The organism is Streptomyces sp. NPDC043176 (genome assembly GCF_056436715.1).
The window spans coordinates 199,968-223,393 of sequence record NZ_JBWKCA010000011.1 but is presented as its reverse complement, the minus strand read 5'-3'; the positions used below and the strand labels follow the sequence as shown (position 1 = coordinate 223,393).

General features: G+C 73.0%; 20 protein-coding genes. 7 read left to right on the top strand and 13 right to left on the bottom strand.

Annotated features, from left to right (window positions below; genetic code table 11):
* The first annotated feature begins 46 nt into the window (after positions 1–46).
* On the top strand, positions 47–649 hold the full coding sequence (locus AC067A_RS20245) for a GNAT family N-acetyltransferase (RefSeq protein ID WP_479243851.1): 603 nt from the start codon (positions 47–49) through the stop codon (positions 647–649).
* Positions 650–661: 12 nt separating this feature from the next.
* Here AC067A_RS20245 and AC067A_RS20240 read toward each other — a convergent pair whose 3' ends face one another.
* Positions 662–1,285 (bottom strand): hypothetical protein, encoded by a 624-nt coding sequence (locus tag AC067A_RS20240; RefSeq protein ID WP_479243850.1) that lies wholly within the window; start codon positions 1,283–1,285, stop codon positions 662–664.
* 53 nt (positions 1,286–1,338) lie between these two features.
* Positions 1,339–1,713, bottom strand: a complete 375-nt coding sequence (locus tag AC067A_RS20235) for a hypothetical protein (protein ID WP_479243849.1) — start codon at positions 1,711–1,713, stop codon at positions 1,339–1,341.
* A gap of 145 nt (positions 1,714–1,858) precedes the next feature.
* Between AC067A_RS20235 and AC067A_RS20230 the strand changes: the two genes are divergently transcribed.
* Both AC067A_RS20230 and AC067A_RS20225 read left to right on the top strand, forming a co-directional pair.
* The gene (locus AC067A_RS20230; RefSeq protein ID WP_479243848.1) at positions 1,859–2,701 is read left to right on the top strand and encodes a helix-turn-helix domain-containing protein; all 843 of its coding nucleotides are present in this window, start codon (positions 1,859–1,861) and stop codon (positions 2,699–2,701) included.
* A complete protein-coding gene (locus AC067A_RS20225; RefSeq protein ID WP_479243847.1) occupies positions 2,683–2,889 on the top strand; it encodes a DUF397 domain-containing protein in 207 nt (68 codons plus the stop codon). The genes AC067A_RS20230 and AC067A_RS20225 overlap by 19 nt, the downstream gene beginning before the upstream one ends.
* Before the next feature lie 46 nt (positions 2,890–2,935).
* On the opposite strand, the gene AC067A_RS20220 is transcribed toward AC067A_RS20225, so the two are convergent.
* The 5 genes from AC067A_RS20220 to AC067A_RS20200 all read right to left on the bottom strand — a co-directional run bounded on the left by AC067A_RS20220 (position 2,936) and on the right by AC067A_RS20200 (position 9,327).
* The gene (locus AC067A_RS20220; protein ID WP_479243846.1) at positions 2,936–3,979 is read right to left on the bottom strand and encodes a helix-turn-helix domain-containing protein; all 1,044 of its coding nucleotides are present in this window, start codon (positions 3,977–3,979) and stop codon (positions 2,936–2,938) included.
* A 336-nt stretch (positions 3,980–4,315) separates the two neighbouring features.
* A complete protein-coding gene (locus AC067A_RS20215) occupies positions 4,316–4,705 on the bottom strand; it encodes an LppU/SCO3897 family protein (RefSeq protein ID WP_479243845.1) in 390 nt (129 codons plus the stop codon).
* A gap of 165 nt (positions 4,706–4,870) precedes the next feature.
* Positions 4,871–6,478 carry a protein kinase domain-containing protein gene (locus tag AC067A_RS20210; protein WP_479243844.1) on the bottom strand — a complete coding sequence of 536 codons (1,608 nt, stop codon included), beginning with the start codon at positions 6,476–6,478 and terminating at the stop codon, positions 4,871–4,873.
* Positions 6,475–7,065, bottom strand: a complete 591-nt coding sequence (locus AC067A_RS20205; protein ID WP_479243843.1) for a hypothetical protein — start codon at positions 7,063–7,065, stop codon at positions 6,475–6,477. Before AC067A_RS20205 ends, AC067A_RS20210 begins: the two co-directional genes overlap by 4 nt.
* Positions 7,066–7,218: 153 nt before the next feature.
* Positions 7,219–9,327 carry an N-6 DNA methylase gene (locus tag AC067A_RS20200; protein WP_479243917.1) on the bottom strand — a complete coding sequence of 703 codons (2,109 nt, stop codon included), beginning with the start codon at positions 9,325–9,327 and terminating at the stop codon, positions 7,219–7,221.
* Positions 9,328–9,601: 274 nt separating this feature from the next.
* Here AC067A_RS20200 and AC067A_RS20195 point away from each other — a divergent pair, with 274 nt between their 5' ends.
* A complete protein-coding gene (locus tag AC067A_RS20195) occupies positions 9,602–10,417 on the top strand; it encodes a DUF4190 domain-containing protein (RefSeq protein WP_479243842.1) in 816 nt (271 codons plus the stop codon).
* Between the two features lie 154 nt (positions 10,418–10,571).
* Positions 10,572–11,345: a hypothetical protein gene (locus tag AC067A_RS20190; protein ID WP_479243841.1), complete on the top strand. Its 774-nt coding sequence runs from the start codon at positions 10,572–10,574 to the stop codon at positions 11,343–11,345.
* Between the two features lie 119 nt (positions 11,346–11,464).
* Here the strand turns inward: AC067A_RS20190 and AC067A_RS20185 are convergent, their stop codons facing one another.
* The 3 genes from AC067A_RS20185 to AC067A_RS20175 form a co-directional block, all read right to left on the bottom strand.
* Entirely contained in the window at positions 11,465–12,211 is a 747-nt protein-coding gene (locus AC067A_RS20185) for an N-acetyltransferase (RefSeq protein ID WP_479243840.1), read from the bottom strand.
* Positions 12,212–12,293: 82 nt separating this feature from the next.
* The gene (locus tag AC067A_RS20180) at positions 12,294–12,959 is read right to left on the bottom strand and encodes an HNH endonuclease family protein (RefSeq protein ID WP_479243839.1); all 666 of its coding nucleotides are present in this window, start codon (positions 12,957–12,959) and stop codon (positions 12,294–12,296) included.
* Between the two features lie 169 nt (positions 12,960–13,128).
* On the bottom strand, positions 13,129–13,977 hold the full coding sequence (locus AC067A_RS20175; protein ID WP_479243916.1) for an SCO6745 family protein: 849 nt from the start codon (positions 13,975–13,977) through the stop codon (positions 13,129–13,131).
* Between the two features lie 326 nt (positions 13,978–14,303).
* Between AC067A_RS20175 and AC067A_RS20170 the strand changes: the two genes are divergently transcribed.
* Entirely contained in the window at positions 14,304–14,867 is a 564-nt protein-coding gene (locus AC067A_RS20170; RefSeq protein WP_479243838.1) for a TetR/AcrR family transcriptional regulator, read from the top strand.
* Between the two features lie 111 nt (positions 14,868–14,978).
* The gene (locus AC067A_RS20165) at positions 14,979–16,262 is read left to right on the top strand and encodes an SGNH/GDSL hydrolase family protein (RefSeq protein ID WP_479243837.1); all 1,284 of its coding nucleotides are present in this window, start codon (positions 14,979–14,981) and stop codon (positions 16,260–16,262) included.
* Between the two features lie 52 nt (positions 16,263–16,314).
* Here AC067A_RS20165 and mfd read toward each other — a convergent pair whose 3' ends face one another.
* From mfd to AC067A_RS20150, 3 genes are all read right to left on the bottom strand, one after another.
* Positions 16,315–19,848 carry a transcription-repair coupling factor gene (mfd, locus tag AC067A_RS20160; RefSeq protein WP_479243836.1) on the bottom strand — a complete coding sequence of 1,178 codons (3,534 nt, stop codon included), beginning with the start codon at positions 19,846–19,848 and terminating at the stop codon, positions 16,315–16,317.
* 165 nt (positions 19,849–20,013) lie between these two features.
* Complete coding sequence (locus AC067A_RS20155; RefSeq protein ID WP_479243835.1) at positions 20,014–22,587, bottom strand: ABC transporter permease; 2,574 nt, start codon at positions 22,585–22,587, stop codon at positions 20,014–20,016.
* Positions 22,584–23,372, bottom strand: coding sequence for an ABC transporter ATP-binding protein (locus tag AC067A_RS20150; protein WP_479243834.1), 789 nt, complete (start codon positions 23,370–23,372; stop codon positions 22,584–22,586). Before AC067A_RS20150 ends, AC067A_RS20155 begins: the two co-directional genes overlap by 4 nt.
* Between the last annotated feature and the right edge of the window lie 54 nt (positions 23,373–23,426).

The following is a 23,426-nucleotide window of genomic DNA, read 5'->3' as shown; positions in this document are numbered from 1 at the left end:
GCGGAGGGCCACCCCCCGCCCCGACCAAGATCATTACGGGTGCAGAATGACCCGTATGCCCCTAGCGAACACACCGAAGACGGCCACGATCGACGACGCTCGCATGGTCGGCCACACCCTGGCCTCCGCCTTCGGCGACGACCCGATGATGCAGTGGTTCTTCCCCGACGCCGCCACCCGCGAGTCGGGCCTCGGCCGCTACTTCACCACCCTCTTCACCCGCCAGTACGGCCTTCACGGCGTCTGCGAGCGCACCGAGTCGGCCGCCGCCTTCTGGGTGGCGCCCGAGGGCGCCGACAAGGCCGTCCCCGACGCGGAGACCGTCCAGGAGCTCGTCGGGATCCTCGGCGACCGCGCCCCGGTCTTCCGCGAGGCCGTCATGGCGGCCGCCGAACACGGGCCGACCGAACCCCACTGGTATCTCGCCGTCATCGGCGCCGACCCCGCCGCCCGCGGCCAGGGCCACGGCTCCGCGCTCCTCCGCTCCGGCCTCGCCAAGGCCGACGCGGCGGGCATGCCGGTCTACCTGGAGTCCTCCAAGCCCGACAACCTCCCGGTCTACGAGCACTTCGGCTTCACCGTCGTCGGCGAGTTCGCCCTCCCGGGCGGCGGACCGACCCTGTGGGCCATGAAGCGCGGCCCCCGGTAGTCCCGACGCCCCTCACAGGTGCTGCGGCGGGCCGATGACCCCGTGGCCGAACCGCTCGGCCAGCCACTGGACCCGCTCCTCCTCGTAACCGTCGCCGTTGCGGCGGCGGACGTGCACGAGGACCAGGTGCGTGTCGGCGGGCACGTCGAGTTCACGCGAGTCGTTGTTGAGGACGAGCGTGACCTCGGCGTGTTTGAACTCCCCGCAGAAGCCCCGATCCGGCACCTCCGGCCATTCGAGGCTCTCCCAGTTGACCGCGCCCGACGACGCACCGACCGCCGCCACGAAGCCGTCCTCGAGGCTGCCCACAGGCTCCTCCTCGATCGACAAGGTCACCGGCAGATACGCCTCCGCACCCCCCAGATCCTCCGGCAGATCCCGGGCGCGGATCGGATGCGTCAGGTCCGGCAGTCCCGGCGGCGGCACCTCCGGCGCCCTCCGGTCGTCCCAGCACATCACCCACGCCTCCGGCAGCTCCCCGCCCAGCCGCTTCAACTCGTCCACGGTGTGCGCCTCGACCTCCACACCCACCTCGCTGAACGACTCCCGGCCGTACTCCACCAACTGCCTGGCCACCCGCAGCGCTTCCCCACGGTCGGCACTACGGAACACCGGATACGCGACGTCATTGGACATGGCCCGACCCTGCCACGCCCCCGCCCGCCCGCTCCTCCGAATTAAGCCGCCCTTCAGCGGTGGTCCTCCCACAAGTGGCGCCTGAGCAGCACGTTCGCGTCCGTCACCGCACTGTGGTCGAACCGGCGCCGCGCCTCGCCCCGTTCCCGTACGAGCAGCGCACACGCCACGCAGTGCTCCACGGGTTCCGGCGGACGGCTCAGGTCCGGCGCCGGCTGCGGGGCCCGACCGGCACGAGCCCTGTCGTTGGCGACGCGCACCCCGGCGCTCAGCCGCTCGGCGGGGGTGGCCGGCCTCACGTCGGCCGGGTCCGCCTGCCACTCACGGCCGCCCCCGACCGGCCGCAGCATCACATAGGGCCCAGCGCTCCCCTTGAACTCACCTACCGCACCCGCCACTTGGTCGTAGACCCAGGCCCCTCGTTCCATGGATTCCGCTCCTCTCCGTGGACTACCCTCTGTGATCCCGGCACTACGACAATGGACCGGGACACCGGCAACCCGGAGCGGTGGCGGGCCGTACTTCCCCAGGTCGCGCGGGTAGTTCCACATCTTCCACAAGGGAGTACGCGCGATGCCGACGAGACGCGTGGTCACGGGCCGCAGCCAGGAGCCCAGGAAACGGTTCGCCGAAGAGCTGAAACTGCTCCGCACCGAACGGGGCCTCAGCCTCCGGAAGCTCGGCGAGGCGCTGGGATGGGACTGGTCGCTGTTCTCGAAGATGGAGAAGGGCGAGACGGTCGGCGGACCGGAGGTGGTCCAGGCGCTGGACCAGTACTACGGGACGGCGACGATGCTGCTGGCGCTGTGGGAGCTGGCGGTGGGGGACCCTACGCAGTTCAAGGAGAAGTACCGGCGGTACATGACGCTGGAGGCAGAGGCGATGAGCCTCTGGTACTACGCGGTGGGGGCAGTGCCAGGCCTTCTCCAGACACCCGCTTACGCTCGGACCTTCCTGGCGACGAGCGGCATGGACGGTGAGGAACTGACCGCTCAGGTGGAAGCGCGGATAGGTCGTCGCGAGCTCCTGGCAGGAGACGACGCACCGCCGTTCCGAGCCATCCTTTCGGAGACAGTGCTCCGCACAGCGCTGCCGGACCTCACCGCGTGGCGTGAGCAGTTGGAGCACCTGCTGAGCATGGGCGAACGACGGAACATCACGATCCAAGTCATGCCGCACGCGGCGGGCCCACACGCGCTGACGACCACGGACGTGATGTTCCTGCGGCTGACGGACGGACGCCCGGTGGCCTGGGTGGAGACGGGTCACTCGGGCGATCTCGTGGAAGAACCGGCAGCCGTCGAGCGACTGCAGCTCCGCTACGATCGGGTCCGTGATCTGGCGCTTTCCCCGGCGGATTCACGGAAGTTCATCATGTGGAACTTGGAGGAAGCATCGTGCGAGCCGTCGATCTGAGCAGCATCACGTGGCGCAAGAGCTCCTACAGCAACAACGACGGCGGCAACTGCCTCGAAGTCGCCGACGCCCTCCCCGTCGTCCCCGTCCGTGACTCCAAGACTCCCGCCGGCCCCGCGCTCGTCTTCGGGCCCGCCGCATGGTCCTCCTTCGTCGCCGGAGTCAAGGGCGGGCGGCTCGACGCCTGAGGCACCGGCACGGAGGGTCCGCGATCGCCGCGCCCGCCCCAGGGCGTCACGCGGCGACGCTGTCCCCCGCTTCCCCGGCCGCCGCCTCGTCCGCGTCCGCGCGGCAGGCGGGGCACTGACTCGGTTCCCAGGCACGGAAGGCGACCTCCTCGCAGGTGACGCAGTGCCGCATCGGCGCAGTGGCCTGGGTGCGGGGCGCGGCGGGGAGGGGCGGCGGGAGGAGGGTGTTCAGGCGGTGGGACAGGAGGCCCGCCGGGTGCTTGAGGGGAGCCGGGAGGTCGGCGAGCAGCACGCCACGGACCGCGTCCGGTGTCGCACCCCGCGCGAACCACGCGTCGACGGCGGGCGCCAGGTACCGGACGTCCCTCGCGGAGAGCAGCATGCGCGGCTCGTGGCGACGCAGATCGAGCAACAAGTCGGCCGCCGGGCCTTCCGGGAGCCGGTCCGCCTCCCGGCGTACGGGTTGCGCGGACGGCCCGGCGGCCGCGTCCGGGACGACGGGAGCGGCGGGGGCGGAGGCCGCGTCCGGGACGACGACGGAGGCGGCGGGGGCCTCGGCAGCGAATGGGGCGGCGGCGGGGGTTCGGTCCGCCGGGTCTTGGGCCGGGGACGGCACCGAGCCCTGCGCCGAGTACGGGATCGGGCCTCGCGCCGCGCGCGGGACCGCACCCTGCGTCCCGCGCCGGGCCTCGCTCTGCGCCGTCTGCGGGGCCGCGCCCTGTCCCTGATCCTGCCCTGCCCTCAAGTCCCCACCAGCCGGCGGGTTGTTGCGGGAGATCGTGCGCGTGACGATCCGGCCGCTGGGAAGGCGCTCGCGGAGGCGGTGGAGGTAGCCGTGGGACTCCAGCTCACGGAGGGCGGAGGCGATGCGGACCTCGCCCTCGGGGAAGCGGTCGGCGAGGCGCTTGATGCCGATGGGGGAGCCGGCGGGGAGGGACTGGATGTGGGCGGCGAGGCCGATCGCGGTGAGCGAGAGGTGCTCGTGCTGCGCGAGGTGGTTGCCGACAACCGTGTAGTGCGCGGTGTGGGCGACGTTGGCGTGGATGACGCCCGCGCGGGGCATGGCCGCGCTAGGGTTGTGCTTACCCATGGGGAAGTTCCTGCTTCCTCGTTGGTCAGGCCCTCGTCGGGATTGCGAGTCCCGGGCGGGGGCCGAACTATTTCCCGCTCAAGTCGCCGCGAGCATATGCCAGGCAAGCCCCCTGAAATCCAGTCGAGTTGGGATAGTTCGCTCGTGTGGGTGACGCCCCCTCAGCGTGTCCTCCTACAGCAGGTGGGGTGGGGTTGGTACTTGCCCTGGGTACTTGAAGGGACGTCCGGACCCGCCGCGTCGTGGCCGCCCTCGACCCGGTGAACCACCACCTGGTCCGGGGCAACGCGAAAGGGCCGGAACCCGTGGGTTCCGGCCCTTTAGGGTGTGTGGGGGTTACTTCTTGGCGACCTCTTCCAGGCAGAGGACGAACTTGTCGGACTCGAGCTGCTGGGCGAGAGCGGAGAGCTCGGTGCCGCACTTGTCGAGGTCGAAGGTGTCGTCGTAGACCTTGACGACCTTGAAGAGGTCGGCCTTGCCGGAGGAGCAGTCCGCCGTGTCGACCTTGGGGTCGTTGTCGGAGCCGGTCACGGTGACGCACTCGCCGGCCTTGGCGTGGACCGGGGCGTCGCCCGTCAGGTGGGGCAGACCGAACTTGACGGCGAGGGCGATGACGATCGCGACGATGACGCCGCCGACCTTCTTGAGGATCGCGCTGCCCTTCTTGGCCGGAGCGGGAGCGGCGGGCTGCTGCTCGGGGGTGAGGGGCGCGGACGGCGTCGTCATGAGGGATTCCTTGGGGACGTTGGCGTGATCAGACGCGAACGTTACATGCAACAAAACAGGCAAAAAGGATCAGGGAGATCCACTTCCGGATCAGTTGCGGAGTCGTGATCCTGGCGGGGTGTCAGAAGGCCCTGAGGCGACCGACAGGAGACCACTGGGTGACCGTCAGGGACGGGGACCCAGCTGCCGCTGGTGGTCCAGGGAACGGCGCAAGTCGACCGGAAGCGGGTGATAGGGGCCGTAGGAGCGCTCGGCGTCGAAGAGGAGGCGCTGGAGCTGGTCCTGCCCGGCCGTGTGCTCGCCGGTGGCGAGGAGGAGCAGGCCGACGCGGCGGCGGATGTCGAAGGCGCGGGTGAGGTCGTGCTCGTAGTACGGGAGGACCGCGCGGAACTCCGCGAGCGCGGCGGCCGTCTCGCCCAGCTGCTCCAGGCACAGGGCGGCGTCGTACCGGAACTGGAGGGTCCCGGGGTCCGCGGGCCCGGCCTCCGCGTCGCGGTCCTCCGCGAGCCGGCGGAGCTCGGGGAGGGCGCGGCGGTACTGGCCGTCGTCCATGAGGGTGGAGGCGTACTGCTTGCGCAGGATGTGCACCACGGGCGAGCGCTCGCCGTGCTCGGCGGCCGCCGCGGGCAGGATGCCGCCGAGGAGGTCCACGGCCTGGGTGAGCGAACCCTCGCCGAGCAGCCGCTTGACCTCGTCCACGGCGGCGGCGAGGTCGGTGCGCGGGGCGGCCGCGGCGCCGAGCGGGACCCGGGGGTCGGTGCGGGGGTCGTGCCGGGGAACCGCGGGTGCGGCCGGTGGCGGGGGCGGCGTCGGCGCCTGTACGGGAACGGGGACCGGCACGGTCGGCGGCGGCGCGGTGGCGGGCCGGGCCGGCCAGGGGGCGTGCGGACGGAGGAAGGGGCGGGTGGGGTCCATCGGGCCCGTGGGGGCGCCCCGCGCGGGAAGGAGCGGGAGCAGGTGCTCGTACACCTCGTGGGCGCCGGACGGGCGGGCCTGCGGGTCCTTGGCGAGGAGGCGCAGGACGAGGGCTTCGAGGGGCTCGGGGACCTCGGGCCGGATCTGCCGGATCGGCACCGGGGGCTCGTACAGGTGGCGGTGCAGGACGCCCAGGGCGGTCGAGCCGGCGAACGGTACGTCACCGCTGAGGAGTTCGTGGAGCAGGACGCCGAGCGCGTACAGGTCGGTGGACGGGCCGACGGCACCGCCCATGGCCTGCTCCGGCGCCATGTACGCCGGGCTGCCGATCGGCGAGCCGGTCTGGGTGAGGCGGGTGGTGTCCGTGTCGAGGACGGAGGCGACGCCCAGGTCGAGGACGGTGACGGAGCCGTCGGGGCGGATCATCACGTTCCGCGGCTTGAGGTCGCGGTGCACGATCGGCACCGCGTGCACGGCGGCGAGCACCGCGCACAGCTGCGCGGCGACGCAGACCGCCCACTCCCATGGGTACGGGTCGTGTTCGGCGAGGTGGTCGGCGAGGTCGGCGCCCTCCACGTACTGCATGACGAGGTAGAGGTCGTCGCCGTCGCTGCCCGCGTCGTGCACGGTCACCAGGCCGGGGTGGTCGACGTGTGCGGTCACCCGGCACTCGCGGACGAAGCGGCGCCGCAGTTCCTCGGCCGCCGTGGCGGGGCCGGTCATGGTCGCCGGCCGGAGCAGCTTCACCGCGACCCGGCGGTCGAGCCGTCCGTCGTACGCCGTCCAGACCTGGCCCATGCCGCCCTGGCCGATGACGGTGGCGAGCTCGTAACGCCCGCCGATGACACGCCCGTTCACCTGCGGTCTTCACCTTCCGGGGCGTTCTTGCGGAGCAGGTCGCTCAGCTCGTCGAGCTCGGCGCGGACCTGCTCGATCCGCGGCGCGGCGGGCGGCTGGGGGGCCTGGACCGGGGGCTCGGGCGGGGTGGAGGTGTACGGGTTGGGGCTGCCGAGCGGGCTCGGGACCGTGACGGCCGAGCCGTCGGCGCCGTAGGAGTGGCCGGGCGGCCGGTACGGCGGGGGCACCTGCTCCGCGGCCGTGCGGCGCCGCTCGAAGTGGCGGATCTCGGCGACCAGGTAGTAGGTGACCGAGCCGGCCGCGAGGACCGTGATCGTGCCAACGCCGACGAAGGCCTCCAGGGTGCTGCCCTCCTCCTCGCCGGTGGCCGCCGCGTACGCGAAGAGGGCGGCGCCGGCGACGAACGCCACGCCGCACAGCACCCAGTCCAGCGCCCTGCGGGTGACGATCGCGAGCCGCAGCAGCGGGGCCCAGGCCAGGAAGCCGCAGCTGAGCAGCGGGAGCGCGGCGAAGAGCACGCGCAGGGCGATCAGGCCGCCGGAGGCGGGGCTCTTCGGCGGCTGCGGGGCCTGCGGGGGGCCGTACATGTCGGCTGCTCCTGCTCGGACGGATCGGGATGCGGAGACGAGCGTATACACCGATGCGGACAACGGTTCCGGGATGACCGGAACCGTTGTCGAAGTGAGCGGGAGAAGCGAGAGGAGCGGCCCCCGGGGAAGGGCTCCCCGGGGGGGCGTGGGTCAGGGCGCGACCGTGCCGTCCGCCAGGCCGTCGTACAGGCCCTGTACGAGCTGGTCCCCGAGCCGGGACGTCTGCCGCAGCGCCTCCTCGAACTCGGCGAGGGCCCTGAACCGGTCCCCGAACCGCCGCTGTTCGGCCAGCGGCAGCCGCGGCAGCTGCAGGCGGCGGACGTCGAGCCGGGTCGCGGTGGAGGCGTAGCTGCTGGCCTGCCGGTTGTTGGCGGTGGCCCGGAGGAACCCGGCCAGGAACCAGGGGTCGAGGGCCGCCGGGTCGGGGCGCAGGAGCTGGAGGTTGCGGCCGAGCGCGGCGCCCTCCGCCGAGGCGTCGACGACCCGGACGGCCGCGCCGCCGCCCAGGACGGGGACGACGACGTCGCCCGCGGCGAGCAGGACCGGCTCCTCCGGCGGGCCGTCGGGGAGCGTGCCCGACGGCGGCTGGGCGGCCAGGACGTCGTGGTCGGTGAGGACGGGGACCGGGGACGCGGCGGGGGTCGTGCCCGCGCCGCCGGCGCGCAGGGTCAGCGCCCCGGCCCTGGCCAGTTCGCCGACGGTGGTCGTCGGGCGGCCGACCGGCCCGCCTCCGGCGGCGGCCGGGTCGGTCACGGGCGGCGGGGTCAGCTCCCTGGTCCGGTGCAGGGTCTCCGTCAGGCGCTCGCGCACCCCGGCCAGCTGGGCCGCGCCCTCGGCGGCGGCCGGGGGCGGCAGGTGGCGGGCGGGGGTGAGGTCGACGTCGTCGTCGAGGAGTTCGACGACGGGCACGGACCGGTTCGCCCCCGGGGTCCCGGCGACGCTCCCGTCCCGGTCGAAGGGCGTCCACGCCTCCAGCACGGCGTTCTGGACGGCCGGCCAGTCGATCCGGTCGCGGGCGTCCCGCGCGGGCCCGGCGTGCTCGGACGCGGTGTCGACGAGGAGGAGTTCGGCGGGCGACCGCTCGCCCGGGGCGGGCCGGCGCAGCACCCAGAGGTGGAGCGGGATGCCGTACGGGGGCGCGGCGCCGGCCGGGAGGGCGACGACCGCGCGCAGGGCGCCCCGGCGCAGCAGGTCGGCACGGATCCGGCGGCCCGAGCGGCGGGAGGCGGCCGCGGGCGGCATGAGGAGGACGGCGGTGCCGCCGGGGCGGAGGCGTGCCAGGGCGTGCTGGACCCAGGCGAGTTCGGACTCGGTGCGGGCCGGGAAGCCGTACTCGAAGCGCGGGTCGTAGGCCAGTTCGTCGTGGCCCCAGTTGCGCTCGTTGAACGGCGGGTGGCAGAGGACGGCGTCCGCGGCGAGCGACGGGTAGGCGTCGGCGCGCAGGCTGTCGCCGGACCGGACGCGGATGTCGGCGTCGGTGGCGAGCGCCAGGCGCAGGGCGGTGAGCGCGGCGAGGTCGGGGTCGGCGTCCTGGCCGCAGAAGGCGCCGGGGCGCTCGACCGCGGTGAGCAGGCTGCCGGTGCCGCAGGCGGGGTCGAGGACGGTGACGGGGGCGGCGTCGGCCTCTCCGGCCGCGCCCGTGGCGGCGTCCGGCTCCGTGCCCGCACCCGCACCCGCACCCGCACCGATGGCGAGGGCCGCCATGAGGGCGGCGGGGCCGGACGGGGTCAGCGTGTACTGCCGGGGGTTGGCGTCGAGGTGACGGCCGAGCAGGAACTCGAACGCCGGGCGGACCCCGGTCTCGGCCGCCAGTTCGGCGGCCCCGCGCAGGAGGGGGACGGAGGCCGCGAGCGCGGAGCTGGTGGGGGTGGGGACGGGCCGCGCGTGGCCGAGGCGCTCGCCGAGCGTCTCCTCCAGGGCGACGGGCAGCACCTCGACCAGCCGGTCGTCGGGGAGTTCGGCGAGCGAGGGCCAGGCCGCGGACCGCTCCCGTACGAGGAGGAGGGCGCACCCGGCGTGGACGAGGGCGGTGACGGCGCCCGCCGGGTGGCCGGCGATCTGCTGCCAGACCCGCTCGCGGAGCGGGACCTCGGCCAGTTTGCCCTGGTCGCGGAGCCACTGCTCGATGTCGGCGAGGGCGAAGGACGGGCTCGCCTCCGTGCCGCCGACGGGCTTGGGGAAGTCGGCGTGGCGGCGGCGCCAGTTGCTGACGGCCGCCCGGCCGACCCCGGCGAGCCGGGCGATGCCGGCGGCGGTCACCTCGGTCCCGATCACCTCTTCGCCGCTCGTCTCTCCGCCGCCTGCGTCCGCTGCGCGCTCCGGCACGTGACCCATCTCCCCTGGTTCGCCGCTTGCTCGTCCTGCTCGTCCTGCTGGTCCTCCGTGTGACACCCATCCTAACGACGAACGTCGCGGACACCACTTCACAGCGTGAGCAGACTCGTTTTTCGTGAACCGTGTTGACTCGGTTCACAGCCTCTGCTGTGATTGACCCATCGCGCCAGACATCTTCACTGTCCGGGAGGACACACTCATGTCGTACGACACCCAGGTCCCGCCTGCCGCTCCGCAGGTCATGCGCAACGGGCTCGGCACCGCGGCCCTGATCCTCGGCATCATCGGCACGGTCTCCGGCCTCATCCCGCTCCTCTTCTGGCTGGCGGGCATCCTCGGCCTGATCGCCCTGATCCTGGGCCTCGTCGCCAGGGGGCGCGTGAAGCGCCGCGAGGCGAACAACAAGGGAGTGGCGCTCACCGGCGCGATCCTGGGCCTCGCGTCCCTGATTCTCTCGGTCGTCGGCCTGGTCATCACGGTCACGGCCGTCAGCGACGCGGTCGAGGAGATCGACAAGGCGGTCAAGGACTCGGCCCCGAAGGACCCGTCCGCGTCGCCCAAGACCCCGTCCGGCGCCGCCTCCGACGCCCCCGCCGACGACGCCGGCAAGAAGGACAAGGGCGCGGGCCTCGCCGACGGCGACACCTCGGTCTACGACGACGACCTCAAGGTCACCGTCTCGGACCCGAAGGCGTACACGCCGGGTGAGTACGCGATCGGCCACACCAAGGGCAACACGGCCTACAAGGTCACCGTCGTCATCGAGAACGGCGGCAAGGAGAAGTTCGACACCACCCTGGTGTCCCTGAGCGCGACGGCCGGCACGAACGGCGTCGCCGCCGAGCAGATCTTCGACGACCAGATCGGCGCGGGCTTCGAGGGCACCATCATGCCCGGCAAGAAGGCCACCATCACCGTCGCTTTCGACGCCCCCAAGAACGCCAAGAACCTGACCGTCGAGGTCAACCCCGGCTTCACCTACGACGCCTCCCAGTGGGAGCTGAAGGTCGGCTGACCCAGCCGGACCAGGCACCGCCGGCCGGGACCAGGCACCGCCGAGCAGAACCGGCACCAGACCCTCCCGCACACCCCGGAACCACCCGCCCCACCAGGACCGGGGGCCCTCAGGGGCCCCCACCGCCCGTACGACCCCCATCGGAGACACCCCCATGCGCGCCCTCACCCGCCCCCGGACCCACCGCACCGCTCGTACCGCTCGTACCGCCGCAGCCGCACTCCTGTGCGCCGCGGTCGCGGGCGGCGCCACCGGCTGCGGCCACTTCATGGACGACCCGGAGCCGCTGGGGCCCTTCGGCGGGCTGACGGGATCGGAGGTCGTCGACAAGGCGTTCGCGGCGACGAGGACGGCGAAGTCGCTGACCGTCGACGTCGACGTCAAGTCCCCCGTCGAGCCGGTGAAGGCCTATCTGTCCCTCGACGGGCAGGGGAAGTGCGCCGGCACGCTGACCATGGGCGCGAAGAACACGGTGGAGATCGTCAAGGCCGACGACGAGGACGTCTACCTGCGCTTCGACGAGGCCTTCCTCCGCGAGCAGGTCAAGGAGGACGGCCCCGAGGCGCAGGACGCCATGGTCAAGGAGCTCAAGGGACGCTGGGTGAAGTCGTCCGCGAGCGAGGCCGACTCCGACGGGATGCTGGAGCTCTGCGACCTGGACGAGCTGCTCGACGGGTTCGAGCCGGGCTCGACCGACATCGCGAGGGGCGCCGAGACCACCGTCGACGGCCACCGGGCACTGGCGCTCACGGAGCCGGGCGACGCCGGCGAGACGAGCACGGTCTACGTCGCCGCGGAAGGCACCCCGTACGTCCTGAGGATCGTCACGAAGGGCGGCGAGGAGCCCGGGACGATCACGTTCTCCCACTACGGACAGCCCGTCGTGGCCAAGGTCCCGGCGGCCGAGGACGTCGTCGTCACCGACTGAGCCGCACGGACGCGCACGCGGGGCGGGGCCGCCACAGGGGAGCGGCCCCGCCCCGCGTGCACGTACCCGACCTCACACCCGGTCCCGGGACTCCGCGCACCCCGCCGTACGCGCGTGCGTCAGACGCGGTGGCGCACCCAGACGTTGGGCTCGACGTAGACCGCGTAGCCGCGCGTGGCCTGGCAGTGGACCGGCACCAGCGCGCCGTCGACCCGGACGGGGCCGTCCGCGTCGAAGGGGAGTCCGGTCCACGCGCGCCACTCCTCGACCGAGCCGGAGACGGTCATCGAGGCCGGGGCCACCGCCTCGATGCGGCCACCCGCGCGCACGTGGGCACGGAGCCACGGGTCGTGCGGCAGACCGTCGGCCTCGCGGGTGCGGAAGGCGTACTCGTGGATGGAGGTCTCCGCCTCCAGGTGCTTGCCGTTGGGGCGGACCGGCGCGACCAGTTCGGCGAAGCCGAGCCGGCGGACGTTCTCCCGCATGGCGGCGAGCATCCGGTGCGAGAGGCCCTTGCCGAGGTGGCCGAGGTCGACGGTGATCTCGATCGCGCTCACGGTGTCGGCCTCCCGGCCGTGCCGCAGGTCGGAGAAGGCCCAGTTGAGGACCTCGTCCCACCCCCGGGCGGGCAGCCCGCGGCGGCCCTCCGCGTCGAGCCGGAAGGGCACGCTGAAGCCACGGGCGACGACCGAGCCCGTCGCGTCGGTGGCGACGAGCACGTACTCCGGGAACTCCCGGACGATCCGGCCCATGTTCGCCCAGCCGACCGGGTCGTACATCATGAACTCGGGCCACAGGTCCTTCATGGACCACATCGACCCTTCGAGCTCGGGTCGTTCGGCGAGGGTCGATATGTCGAGGTCCATGCGACCAGAGTAGAGATCGCTGCCTTCTACACCAACCAACTTTCCAGTCGGTTTGGTGAAAGTTTCCCGACAGGGCCTCCCCTTAAGGGAGTTCCTGCTGCGGACAGCCGCCGAGGACCCGCTTCATCGCGTCCCGCTCCCCCTCCGTCACCCACACCCCGTACTTCTTCTTCACCGCGACCTGCCGGGCCACGTACGCGCAGCGGTAGTCCTTGTTCGGCGGCAGCCAGGTGGCCGCGTCGCCGTCGGACTTGCGGCGGTTGGCGGAGGCGTCGACGGCGAGGAGGTTGAGCGGGTCGTTGGCGAAGCGGCGCCGGGTCTCCCCGTCCCACTTCTGCGCGCCCTTCTGCCAGGCGTCGGAGAGCGCGACGACGTGGTCGATGTCGACCTTGCTGCGACCCCGGACGTAGGAGACGGTGCCGCCCGTGTACGGGTCGTCGGCGAGCGTGCCGGAGGCGACCTTGCAACGGCCGTCCGTGAAGCGGACACCGGTCAGGTCGCGCTTGAGTATGTCGTCCCGGGTGCCGCAGCCGTTGCCGTCGACGTCCGCCCAGGAGCGGCCGAACTTCTCCCGGTCGTACCCGGTCTTCGGGGCGCGGCCCTTGACCGTGAGGGCGTCCACCGCCGCCAGGGCCGTACCCGCCGCGGCCGACTTCCCGCCCGAGCCGCCGCCGGAGTCCGGGGTGCCGGTCCCGGGCGAGCAGGCGGTGCCGACGAGCGCGGTGGCGGCGAGCACCGCCGCGGCCACGGTCCTTCGATTCGTTCGATACGTCCGTTGTGTGAACACCCGGGAATCCTAGGCGGCGACCGGTGGGGCGCGTCGGGAGACCCGGCCACCCCGCCCGGTCACGGCCGCTGGGGCGCGTCGGGAGACGCGGCCGCTTCGCCCGGTCACGGCCGGTGCCGGTGCCGGTGGGTCAGACCTTGCCGATGCCCAGGGTGTTCTCGGCGGGCAGCAGGCCGGAGCCGATGGCCGCGAGCCACGGGCCGCCGAGGAGGTCGGCGAGCCGGGCGGTGGCGTCCGGGCCGAGGGCGGCCCAGGGCTCGGCGGCCAGGACGTCCGTGCGCAGCTCGACCTCGGCGCGCAGGGCGCGGCCCGCCTCGGTGGCGGCCCCGGCCGGGTCGAGGAGGCCGCGGGCGGTCAGGCGGGCGCGGGCGGCCGACCAGGCGGCGGCGGACCAGCCGCGGCTCTCGAAGACGGGCTCGGGGGCGGCCCCGATCGCCGCGAACGAGACGAGCGCCTCGGTCGGGTCGAGCCCGGCGGCGAGGAGGGCGGCGAGGTGTCCGTCGCCGCGGTGCTCGCGCAGGACCGTCGCGGCCTGCCAGAGGACGAGGTGCGGGGCGTCGGGCCAGGGCAGCCCGGCGTTGGCGGCGGCGAGCGGCCGTCCGGCCAGGCCGAGCGGCCGGACGGCCTCCGCGGCGCGGCGGGCCAGGGTGGCGGCCTCGGCGAGTCCGGGGCTCTCGACGGCGTCCTCGCCGAGGACGGCCCGGTAGGTGCGGTCGACGGCCCGCAGCCGGGCGGCGAGCACCTCCGCCGGGGCGGCCGTCTCCCAGACGGCGGGGACGTACCGGGCGACCATGGCGGGGCTGAAGCTGTAGAAGGCGGACGTCACCGGGACCGGCCCGGGGGCGCCGAGGGGCGCGGCCCGCCAGGCGAAGTAGGAGGGCCAGCGCTCGGCGGTGTCGTAGCCGAGGGCCGCGGCCTCGTCGAAGGCCTCGGGGGCGTAGTAGAGCAGGGCGTGCAGGGGTTCGAGCAGATGCCACATCTGGCGCACGCGCCCGGGCTCCACGGTCTCGGCGGCCCGCGCGGCTTCGGCGGCCCGGCCGGCCGCATGCGCGGCCGGGGCGGCCTCGTCGGCCGTACGCCCGGCCGCGGCGGTCTCCTCGGCCGTACGCGCCGCTCGGGTGGCCAGGGCAGCCGCCCCCCTCGCTTCGACGGCCTGGCCGGCCGCGCCGGCCGCCTCTTCCGGCCGGGTCTCCAGGGGCTTCACGGGTTCCATGACGTCCTCCTCGCACCATCGACTTGTCACTGACTAGATTGCTCCCGGCCCCTGCAACTTGTCAATGACTAGATACGGGCTAGGCTGCTGCCATGACGAGCCGGAACAGCTACCACCACGGCGACCTGCGGCAGGCCGTCCTCGCCGCCGCCCTCGACGTCATCGCCGCCGAGGGCCCCGGAGCACTGAGCCTGCGCGACCTCGCCCGCCGGGCCGGGGTCTCCCACGCCGCCCCCGCCCACCACTTCAAGGACCGCACCGGCCTCCTCACCGCCATCGCGGCCCAGGGCCACGACCTGCTCGCCGACACCCTCGCCGGCGCGCCCGAGCTGGCCGAACGCGGTGTGCGGTACGTGCGGTTCGCCGTCGACCACCCCGCCCACTTCACCGTCATGTTCCAGCCGGAGCTGCTGCGCGCCGACGACCCGGCCCTCCTCGCCGCCAAGGACCGCGCCTCCGCCGAACTGCGCGCCGGCGTCACCGACCTGAAGGGCGTCCCCGACGCCCGCACCGCCGGCATCGCCGCCTGGTCCCTCGCCCACGGCTTCGCGACCCTGCTCCTCACCCACAACCTGGACGACCCCGTCGGCGGCCGCGACCCGGGAGACGTGTTCCGCTCCCTGACCGGCGCCGTGTTCGGCGCCCCCAACAGCTGACGTTTCCTCACTTCCCTTGCCAGACAAGGGAATAGACGGAGCCGATCGCGCCTTGAAACCTATGTGCGCCCCACCGGCGCAAGTGATCGAACTCCACGGGGGAAACACCAGATGAGCACCCGCACGACCCTCCGGCGCAGTGCCGCCGCCCTGCTCGCCACGACCACCCTGACCCTCCTGCCGACCACCGCGACGGCGACCACGAGCCCGGGCACGACCGCGGGCCGTCACGCGGACGGCGGATGGCGCGGCGCCTGGGCGGCCTCCCCGCAGACGGCGGTCGAGACCCTCGTCCCCAACTGGTCGCAGGAGGGCTTCGCCGACCAGACGGTCCGCCAGGTCGTACGCGTCACCACGAGCGGCACCCGGACCCGGATCGAGCTCACCAACCGGTACGGCACCACCCCGCTGCGGATCACCGGCGCCACCGTCGCCCGTACCGCCGACGGCAGCGCGGTCGAGCCCGGCTCCGTACGGCGGCTGCTGTTCGGCAACCGGCCGTCCGTGACCATCCCGGCCGGCGGCACCCTCCGCAGCGACGCCGCGCACCTCCCCGTCGAGGCCTTCGAGTCGCTGACCGTCACCCTCTACCTGGCGGGCGGGACCGGGCCCGCCACCTTCCACCAGTTCTCCACGGCCACCAGCTACCGCGCGAACGGCGACCACCGCGCCGACGTGTCCGGAACCGCCTTCGGGGAGAGCACCGACGCCTGGTACTACCTCTCCGGCGTCGAGGTCTCCGGCGGCCGGGAGGCCGGACGCCGGAACGGCGTCGTCACCTTCGGCGACTCCATCACCGACGGCGTCGGCTCCACGGCGAACGCGGACAACCGCTACCCCGACGAGCTCGCCGAACGCCTCGCCGCCGCCGGACGGCCCCGTGCCGTCCTCAACCACGGCATCGGCGGCAACCAGGTCGTCAACGACACCACCTGGGCCGGCGAGAGCGCCCTGACCCGCTTCCGCAAGGACGTCCTCACCGAACCCGGCGTCCGGACCGTCGTCCTCTTCGAGGGCATCAACGACATCGGCGGCAGCGGCCCCGCCTTCCCCGGCGGCCCCACCCCCGAGGTCTCCGTCGACCGGCTGATCGCCGGCCACCTCACCCTCGTCCGCGAGGCCCGCGCCAAGGGCCTCAAGGTCATCGGCGCCACCCTCACCCCCATCGCGGGCTCCTTCTACGACAGCCCGGAGAACGAGGCCAAGCGGAACGCCTTCAACCAGTGGGTCCGCACCTCCGGCGCGTACGACGCCGTCGTCGACTTCGACCGCGCCGTCGCCGACCCGGCCCACCCGGACCGCGTCCTCCCCGCCTACGACGCCGGCGACCACCTCCACCTGAGCGACGCCGGCTACACCGCCCTGGCCCGCGCCCTGGACCTCGACGAGTTCTGACCGGCACCCCGCCCGGACCGGCCCGCCCAGCGGACCGGTCCGGGCGGCACCGTCACGAACCCAGGATCGTCGTCAGGAACTCCCCGGTCCACGCCAGGAGTTCGCGGCCCACCACCGGCTTGCCGCCGATCTTGCCCGTCGTCGGGCGCGGGACGAGGATCTGGTGGACGGCCGGCTTGATGACCGTGCGCGGGTGGAGGCGCTTGAGGCGCAGCTCCTGCGACTCGCGCAACTCGACCGGGGCGAAACGGATGTTGGAGCCCTGGAGGACGATCTCGCCGACGCCGCAGGCACGGGCCAGCATCCGCAGGCCGGCCACCAGGAGCAGGTTCTCGACCGGCTCGGGCAGCTTGCCGTAGCGGTCGGTGAGCTCCTCGCGCACGGCCCTGATGTCCTCCTCCGAGTTCGCGGAGGCGATCGACCGGTAGGCCTGGAGCCGCAGCCGCTCGCCGGGGGCGTAGTCGTGCGGCATGTGGGCGTCGACCGGGAGCTCGATCTTCACCTCCAGCGGCGCCTCCTCCTCCACGGCGCCCTCCATCTGCGCCCGGTAGTCCGCGACCGCCTCGCCGACCATCCGCACGTACAGGTCGAAGCCGACGCCCGCGATGTGGCCGGACTGCTCGCCGCCGAGGAGGTTGCCCGCGCCGCGGATCTCCAGGTCCTTCATGGCGACGTACATGCCGGCGCCCATCTCGGTGTGCTGGGCGATCGTCGCGAGCCGCTCGTGCGCGGTCTCGGTCAGCGGCTTCTCCGGCGGGTACAGGAAGTACGCGTACCCGCGCTCGCGGCCCCGGCCGACGCGGCCGCGCAGCTGGTGGAGCTGCGAGAGGCCGAAGTTGTCGCCGCGCTCCACGATGAGGGTGTTGGCGTTGGAGATGTCGATGCCGGACTCCACGATCGTCGTGGAGACGAGCACGTCGAACTTCTTCTCCCAGAAGTCCACCACGACCTGTTCCAGCGCCGTCTCCGACATCTGGCCGTGCGCGGTCGCGATCCGCGCCTCGGGAACGATCTCCCGGAGGCGGGCCGCCGCCCGGTCGATCGAGTCCACCCGGTTGTGGATGTAGAAGACCTGGCCCTCGCGCAGGAGTTCACGGCGCACGGCCGCGCCGATCTGCTTCTCCTCGTAGGGGCCGACGAAGGTGAGGACCGGGTGGCGCTCCTCCGGCGGGGTGGTGATCGTCGACATCTCGCGGATGCCGGTCACCGCCATCTCCAGGGTGCGCGGGATCGGGGTCGCGGACATGGTCAGCACGTCGACGTTGGCCCGGAGCTTCTTCAGCTGCTCCTTGTGCTCGACGCCGAAGCGCTGCTCCTCGTCGACGATGACCAGGCCCAGGTCCTTGAACTTCGTCTCCGACGAGAACAGCCGGTGGGTGCCGATGACGACGTCGACGGAGCCCTCCCGCAGCCCCTCCAGGGTCGCCTTCGACTCGGTGTCGGTCTGGAAGCGGGACAGCGCCCGCACCTTCACCGGGAACTGGGAGTAGCGCTCGCTGAAGGTGCCGAAGTGCTGCTGCACGAGCAGGGTCGTCGGGACCAGCACCGCCACCTGCTTGCCGTCCTGGACGGCCTTGAACGCCGCCCGCACCGCGATCTCCGTCTTGCCGTAGCCGACGTCGCCGCAGATCAGACGGTCCATGGGGACCGTCTTCTCCATGTCCTCCTTCACCTCGGCGATGGTGGACAGCTGGTCGGGCGTCTCCACGTACGGGAAGGCGTCCTCCAGCTCGCGCTGCCAGGGGGTGTCCGCGCCGAAGGCGTGCCCGGGGGCCGCCATCCGGGCCGAGTACAGCTTGATCAGGTCGGCCGCGATCTCCTTGACGGCCTTCTTCGCCCGCGCCTTCGTCTTCGTCCAGTCCGCGCCGCCGAGCCGGTGCAGGGTCGGCGCCTCGCCGCCCACGTACTTGGTGACCTGCTCCAGCTGGTCGGTCGGGATGTAGAGCCGGTCACCGGGCTGGCCGCGCTTGGCGGGGGCGTACTCGACGAGGAGGTACTCGCGGGTGGCGCCCTGGACGGTCCGCTGGACCATCTCGACGTACCGGCCGACGCCGTGCTGCTCGTGCACGATGTAGTCGCCGACCTCCAGGGTCAGCGGGTCGATCGTCTTGCGGCGCTTGGCCGGCATCCGCTGGCCGTCCTTGCCCGCGGCCTTCTGGCCGGACAGGTCGGTCTCGGTGAGGACGGCGAGCTTGAGTGCGGGGTCGACGAAGCCGTAGTCGATGGAGCCGGTGGACACGTGCACGACGGCCGGGGAGATCTCGGCGAGGTCGGCGTCGAGACGGGCGGGGATGCCCTCGCCGCCGAGGACCTCGACCGTGCGGGACGCGGGGCCGTGCGCCTCCGTCACGTAGACCGTGCGCCAGCCGTCGGCCAGCCAGCCCTTGGTGTCGGCGAGCGCGCGTGCGGTGTCGCCGCGGTACGACTCGGGGGCGTGCATCCCGAGCGTCAGCGTGTCCCCGTCGGCGTCGGCCGCGTCCGCCGCGAACGGCGACACCGACCACCAGGCGATGTCCAGCTCCCGCGCCCGGTCCCGCACGTCCGCGATCCCCCACAGCGAGGCGGCGCCCACGTCGATCGGGGCCTCGCCGCCACCGGCGGTCGCCGCCCAGGACGCCTGGAGGAACTCCTGCGAGGTGGCCACCAGGTCCGCCGCCCGGGTACGGACCCGCTCGGGGTCGCAGACCACGGCCATGGCGCCCTTCGGCAGCACGTCCAGGAGGAGCTCCATGTCGTCGACGAGGACGGGGGCGAGGGACTCCATGCCCTCGACCGCGATGCCCTCGGCGATCTTGTTCAGGAGCTCGCCCAGCTCGGGGTGGGCCTCGGCGAGGTCCCGGGCCCTCGCCCGCACCTCGTCCGTCAGCAGCAGCTCCCGGCAGGGCGGCGCCCACAGACCGTGCTCGGCCACTTCCAGGGACCGCTGGTCGGCGACCTTGAAGTAGCGGATCTCCTCGACGTCGTCGCCCCAGAACTCGATCCGGAGCGGGTGCTCCTCGGTCGGCGGGAAGACGTCCAGGATGCCGCCGCGCACGGCGAACTCGCCGCGCTTCTCGACCAGCTCCACCCGGGAGTACGCGACCGCCGCCAGGCCCTCGACGACCTCGTTCAGATCGGCCGTGTGCCCGGACCGCAGCGCCACGGGCTCCAGGTCCCCCAGGCCCTTGACCTGCGGCTGGAGCACGGAACGGATGGGGGCGACGACCACGCTGACCGGGCCGGCGGCCGGGTCGTCGTCCCTGGGGTGCGCGAGGCGGCGCAGCACGGCGAGGCGGCGGCCGACGGTGTCCGAGCGCGGCGAGAGCCGCTCGTGCGGCAGCGTCTCCCACGACGGGTACTCCACGACCGTGTCCGGGTCGAGCAGCGACCGCAGCGCGGCCGCCAGGTCCTCCGCCTCCCGGCCGGTGGCGGTCACCGCGAGCACCGGCCGCCCCGAGTCACGGGCCAGTGCGGCCAGCGCGAACGGCCGCGCCGCCGCCGGGCCGACCAGGTCCACATGCGGTCGGTTCCCGTCGGCGGCGGCCTTCACCGCCTCGGCGAGGGCCGCGTCCTTGACGACGACATCGAGCAGACCGTGCAGGCTCATGAGGGTGTCCATCCCGAGGGGTGCCGGAGGCGGGCAACGCGAACAGCCCGACACGTCGTACGGGCCGGGGTGTCCAGCGTACGACGGTGCACCGACAGCCGCTTCCGAAACACGGGCGGCCCCGGTGGAGCTCCACCGGGGCCGTACCGCTGCGAGCCGGGTCCGCTACTCGGTCGCGATCGCGTTCAGGACGTTCATCCGGCCGGCCCGGAAGGCCGGGACCAGGGCCGCGAAGAGGCCCACGAACGCCGACCCGACGAACACCGTGAGGATGGTCGGCCACGGGATCTCCAGGACGCCCAGGCCCTCCAGGGCCAGCAGCTTCTGGGCGGCCGTGCCCCAGCCCATGCCCAGGCCGAGGCCGAGCAGGGCGCCGAAGAGGGCGATGACCACCGACTCCAGCCGGATCATGCGGCGCAGCTGGCGGCGCGAGAGGCCGATGGCCCGCATGAGGCCGATCTCGCGGGTCCGCTCGACCACCGAGAGGGCCAGGGTGTTCACCACGCCGAGGACCGCGACGACGATCGCCAGGGCGAGGAGCCCGTACACGATGTTGAGCAGCTGGCCGACCTGGTCCTTCAGGTCCTCCTTGTAGTCGGCCTGGTTGCTCACCTTGTACTGCGGGTAGGGCGCGAGGGCGTCCTTGATCGCCTGGTAGGCCTCCGCGTCGCGGCCGTCCTGCGCGGAGGCGAGGAGCAGCGTGGACTGCGGCATCCGGTCGGCGGGAAGGGCGGCGGAGGCGGTCGAGAGGGCCGTGTACATGGCGCCCTTGTCGACGTTGGACTCGTCGGAGGTGATCGCGGCGACCTTCAGCCGTACGGTCTCGCCGTGGGCGAAGGCGACGGCGAGGGTGTCGCCGACCTTGACGCCGTGCTCGGTCGCGTAGTCGCTGCCGACGGACATGGCGCCCGGGCCCCACGCGTCGGCCAGCCGGCCGGCGACGGTCTCGCGGCGCAGGTCCCGCGGGTACGTCGGGTCGGTGGCGGCGAGGCCGTGCTCGAAGGTGCCGCCCTTCGGGTCGGTGATCGTGGCGTCGACCCACTTGTACTCGGTGACGTGGTCGAGGCCGGGGACCTTCTCCACGGCGGCCTGGGCCTGCGGGACGACCGGCTGGCCGGTGGCGTTCTGCACGATGAAGTCGGCGCCGACGGACCGGTCGAGTTCCTCGGTGGCCGAGGCGACCATGGAGGAGCCGACCACCGACAGGCAGGCGACGAGCGCGAGGCCGATCATCAGGGCGGCGCCGGTGGCGCCGGTGCGGCGCGGGTTGCGCAGGGCGTTGCGTTCGGCCATCCGGCCGACCGGTCCGAAGACCCGCAGGACGACGACGCCGAGGACGCGGACCACGCCGCCCGCGAGGAGCGGGCCGACGACGACGAAGCCGAGGAGCGAGAGGACGACGCCGAGGCCGAGCCAGAGGGAGCCGGGTCCGGCCTCCGCCGCGCGGGTCGCGGTCCACAGCGCGGCGGCACCCGCGGCCGTGAGGAGCAGCCCGATCGTGCCCCGCACCAGGCCGGCCTTTCCGTCGGCGGGGGTGCCCGCGTCGCGGAGGGCCGCCATCGGGGAGACCTTCCCGGCCCGGCGGGCGGGGATGTAGGCGGCGAGGACGGTGACGAGGACGCCGAGGGCGAGGCCGACGGCCGGGGTCGTCCACCTGACGGTGAGGTCGTCGGTGGACAGCTCCATGCCCATCGAGGACATCAGTTCCATGAGGCCGACGGCGAGGCCTACACCGGCGGCGACACCGGCGACGGAGCCGACGACGCCGAGGAGCAGGGCCTCGACGAGGACGGAACGGTTGACCTGCTTGCGGCTGGAGCCGATGGCCCGCATGAGGCCGATCTCGCGGGTGCGCTGGGCGACCAGCATCGAGAAGGTGTTGACGATGAGGAAGATGCCGACGAGGAAGGCGATCCCGGCGAAGCCGAGCATCGCGTACTTCATGACGTCGAGGAAGCTCGCGACGTCCTCGCGGCCCGCGTCGGCGGTCTCGGCGGCGGTCTTCAGGTCGTAGCCGGTGCCGAGCGCGGCGGCGACGTTCGCCTTGAGGGCGTCGTCGGTGACGCCGGGCTCGGCGTCGACCATGACCTGCGTGAACAGGCCCTCCTTGCCGAGGAGTCCGCGCTGGGCCGCGCCCGTCTCGAAGTAGACGACGGTGGCGCCCGGGTTGGTGACCTTGAAGTCGACGATGCCGGTGATGGTGGTGGTGAAGTCGCCGGTGGCGGCGATGGTCCGGAGCGTGTCGCCGAGCTTCAGGCCGTGCTTGTCGGCGGTGCCCCGGTCGACGACGACGTCGGTGGGGCCGCGCGGCTCGTGGCCGGTGGTGAGCTCCACCGAACGCAGCTCGTACGGGCTCCAGTTGACGGCGATGGTGGGCGCGCCGCTGGTCGGCCCGACGTTCTTGTTCCTCGCGTCGACGACGGTGACGGCGAGGGAGGCGACGGAGCCCTGGGCGTCCTGGACGCCCTCGGCCCTGCGCACCTTCTCGACGAGGGAGGCGGGGAGGGCCTCGGGGCGGCCGGTGTCCGGGGTCTCGTCGGACGGGTCGGCGTTCGGCGGGCTGACGGTGACGTCGGACGCGGTCACCGCGAACAGCTTGTCGAACGTCGTGTTCATGGTGTCGGTGAACACCAGGGTGCCGCTGACGAACGCGACGGACAGCAGGACGGCGATGGCGGAGAGCGCCATCCGGCCCTTGTGCGCGAAGAAGTTGCGCAGCGAGGTCTTGAGGACGCTCATGACGTCCGCCCGCGCGCGTCGAAGTCCTTCATCCGGTCGAGGACGGCTTCGGCCGTCGGCCGCTCCATCTCGTCCACGATCCGCCCGTCGGCGAGGTACAGCACCCGGTCCGCGTAGGAGGCGGCGACCGGGTCGTGGGTGACCATCACGATCGTCTGCCCCAGTTCGTCCACCGACGTCCGCAGGAAGCCGAGCACCTCAGCGCCGGCCCGCGAGTCCAGGTTTCCGGTGGGCTCGTCCCCGAAGATGATCTCCGGTCGGGCGGCCAGCGCCCGCGCCACCGCCACCCGCTGCTGCTGGCCGCCGGACAGCTCGTTCGGCCGGTGCTTCAGCCGCTCGGACAGGCCGACCGTGTCCACCACGCGCCGCAGCCACTCCGCGTCCGGCTTGCGGCCCGCGATGTCCATCGGCAGCGTGATGTTCTCGATGGCGCTCAGCGTCGGGAGCAGGTTGAACGCCTGGAAGATGAAACCGATCCGGTCCCGCCGCAGCTGCGTCAGCTTCTTGTCCTTGAGGCCGGTGATCTCGGTCTCGTCCAGGAAGATCTGCCCGCTGGTCACGGTGTCGAGTCCGGCGAGACAGTGCATCAGGGTCGACTTGCCCGACCCCGAGGGGCCCATGATCGCGGTGAACCGGCCGCGGGCGATGTCGACGTCGACGGAGTCCAGCGCCACGACCCGGGTCTCCCCCGCGCCGTACGCCTTCACGACCTGACGCGCCCGCGCGGCGACGGCCGTGCTTTCTCCCGTACCCCCGTGCCTGGGGATGGTCACAGCCGAAGTCACGGTGTCTCCTCGAATCAGTGGCTTGGTTTGTAAGTTCAAGTTAAGAAGCCGCCG

Bases quoted from the DNA above. Each gene is read 5' to 3' on its own strand.
- AC067A_RS20245 (WP_479243851.1), top strand. From the start codon at position 47: ATGACCCGTATGCCCCTAGCGAACACACCGAAGACGGCCACGATCGAC.
- AC067A_RS20240 (WP_479243850.1), bottom strand. From the start codon at position 1,285: ATGTCCAATGACGTCGCGTATCCGGTGTTCCGTAGTGCCGACCGTGGG.
- AC067A_RS20235 (WP_479243849.1), bottom strand. From the start codon at position 1,713: ATGGAACGAGGGGCCTGGGTCTACGACCAAGTGGCGGGTGCGGTAGGT.
- AC067A_RS20230 (WP_479243848.1), top strand. From the start codon at position 1,859: ATGCCGACGAGACGCGTGGTCACGGGCCGCAGCCAGGAGCCCAGGAAA.
- AC067A_RS20220 (WP_479243846.1), bottom strand. From the start codon at position 3,979: ATGGGTAAGCACAACCCTAGCGCGGCCATGCCCCGCGCGGGCGTCATC.
- AC067A_RS20215 (WP_479243845.1), bottom strand. From the start codon at position 4,705: ATGACGACGCCGTCCGCGCCCCTCACCCCCGAGCAGCAGCCCGCCGCT.
- AC067A_RS20205 (WP_479243843.1), bottom strand. From the start codon at position 7,065: ATGTACGGCCCCCCGCAGGCCCCGCAGCCGCCGAAGAGCCCCGCCTCC.
- AC067A_RS20195 (WP_479243842.1), top strand. From the start codon at position 9,602: ATGTCGTACGACACCCAGGTCCCGCCTGCCGCTCCGCAGGTCATGCGC.
- AC067A_RS20190 (WP_479243841.1), top strand. From the start codon at position 10,572: ATGCGCGCCCTCACCCGCCCCCGGACCCACCGCACCGCTCGTACCGCT.
- AC067A_RS20185 (WP_479243840.1), bottom strand. From the start codon at position 12,211: ATGGACCTCGACATATCGACCCTCGCCGAACGACCCGAGCTCGAAGGG.
- AC067A_RS20175 (WP_479243916.1), bottom strand. From the start codon at position 13,977: ATGTGGCATCTGCTCGAACCCCTGCACGCCCTGCTCTACTACGCCCCC.
- AC067A_RS20170 (WP_479243838.1), top strand. From the start codon at position 14,304: ATGACGAGCCGGAACAGCTACCACCACGGCGACCTGCGGCAGGCCGTC.
- AC067A_RS20165 (WP_479243837.1), top strand. From the start codon at position 14,979: ATGAGCACCCGCACGACCCTCCGGCGCAGTGCCGCCGCCCTGCTCGCC.
- mfd (WP_479243836.1), bottom strand. From the start codon at position 19,848: ATGAGCCTGCACGGTCTGCTCGATGTCGTCGTCAAGGACGCGGCCCTC.
- AC067A_RS20155 (WP_479243835.1), bottom strand. From the start codon at position 22,587: ATGAGCGTCCTCAAGACCTCGCTGCGCAACTTCTTCGCGCACAAGGGC.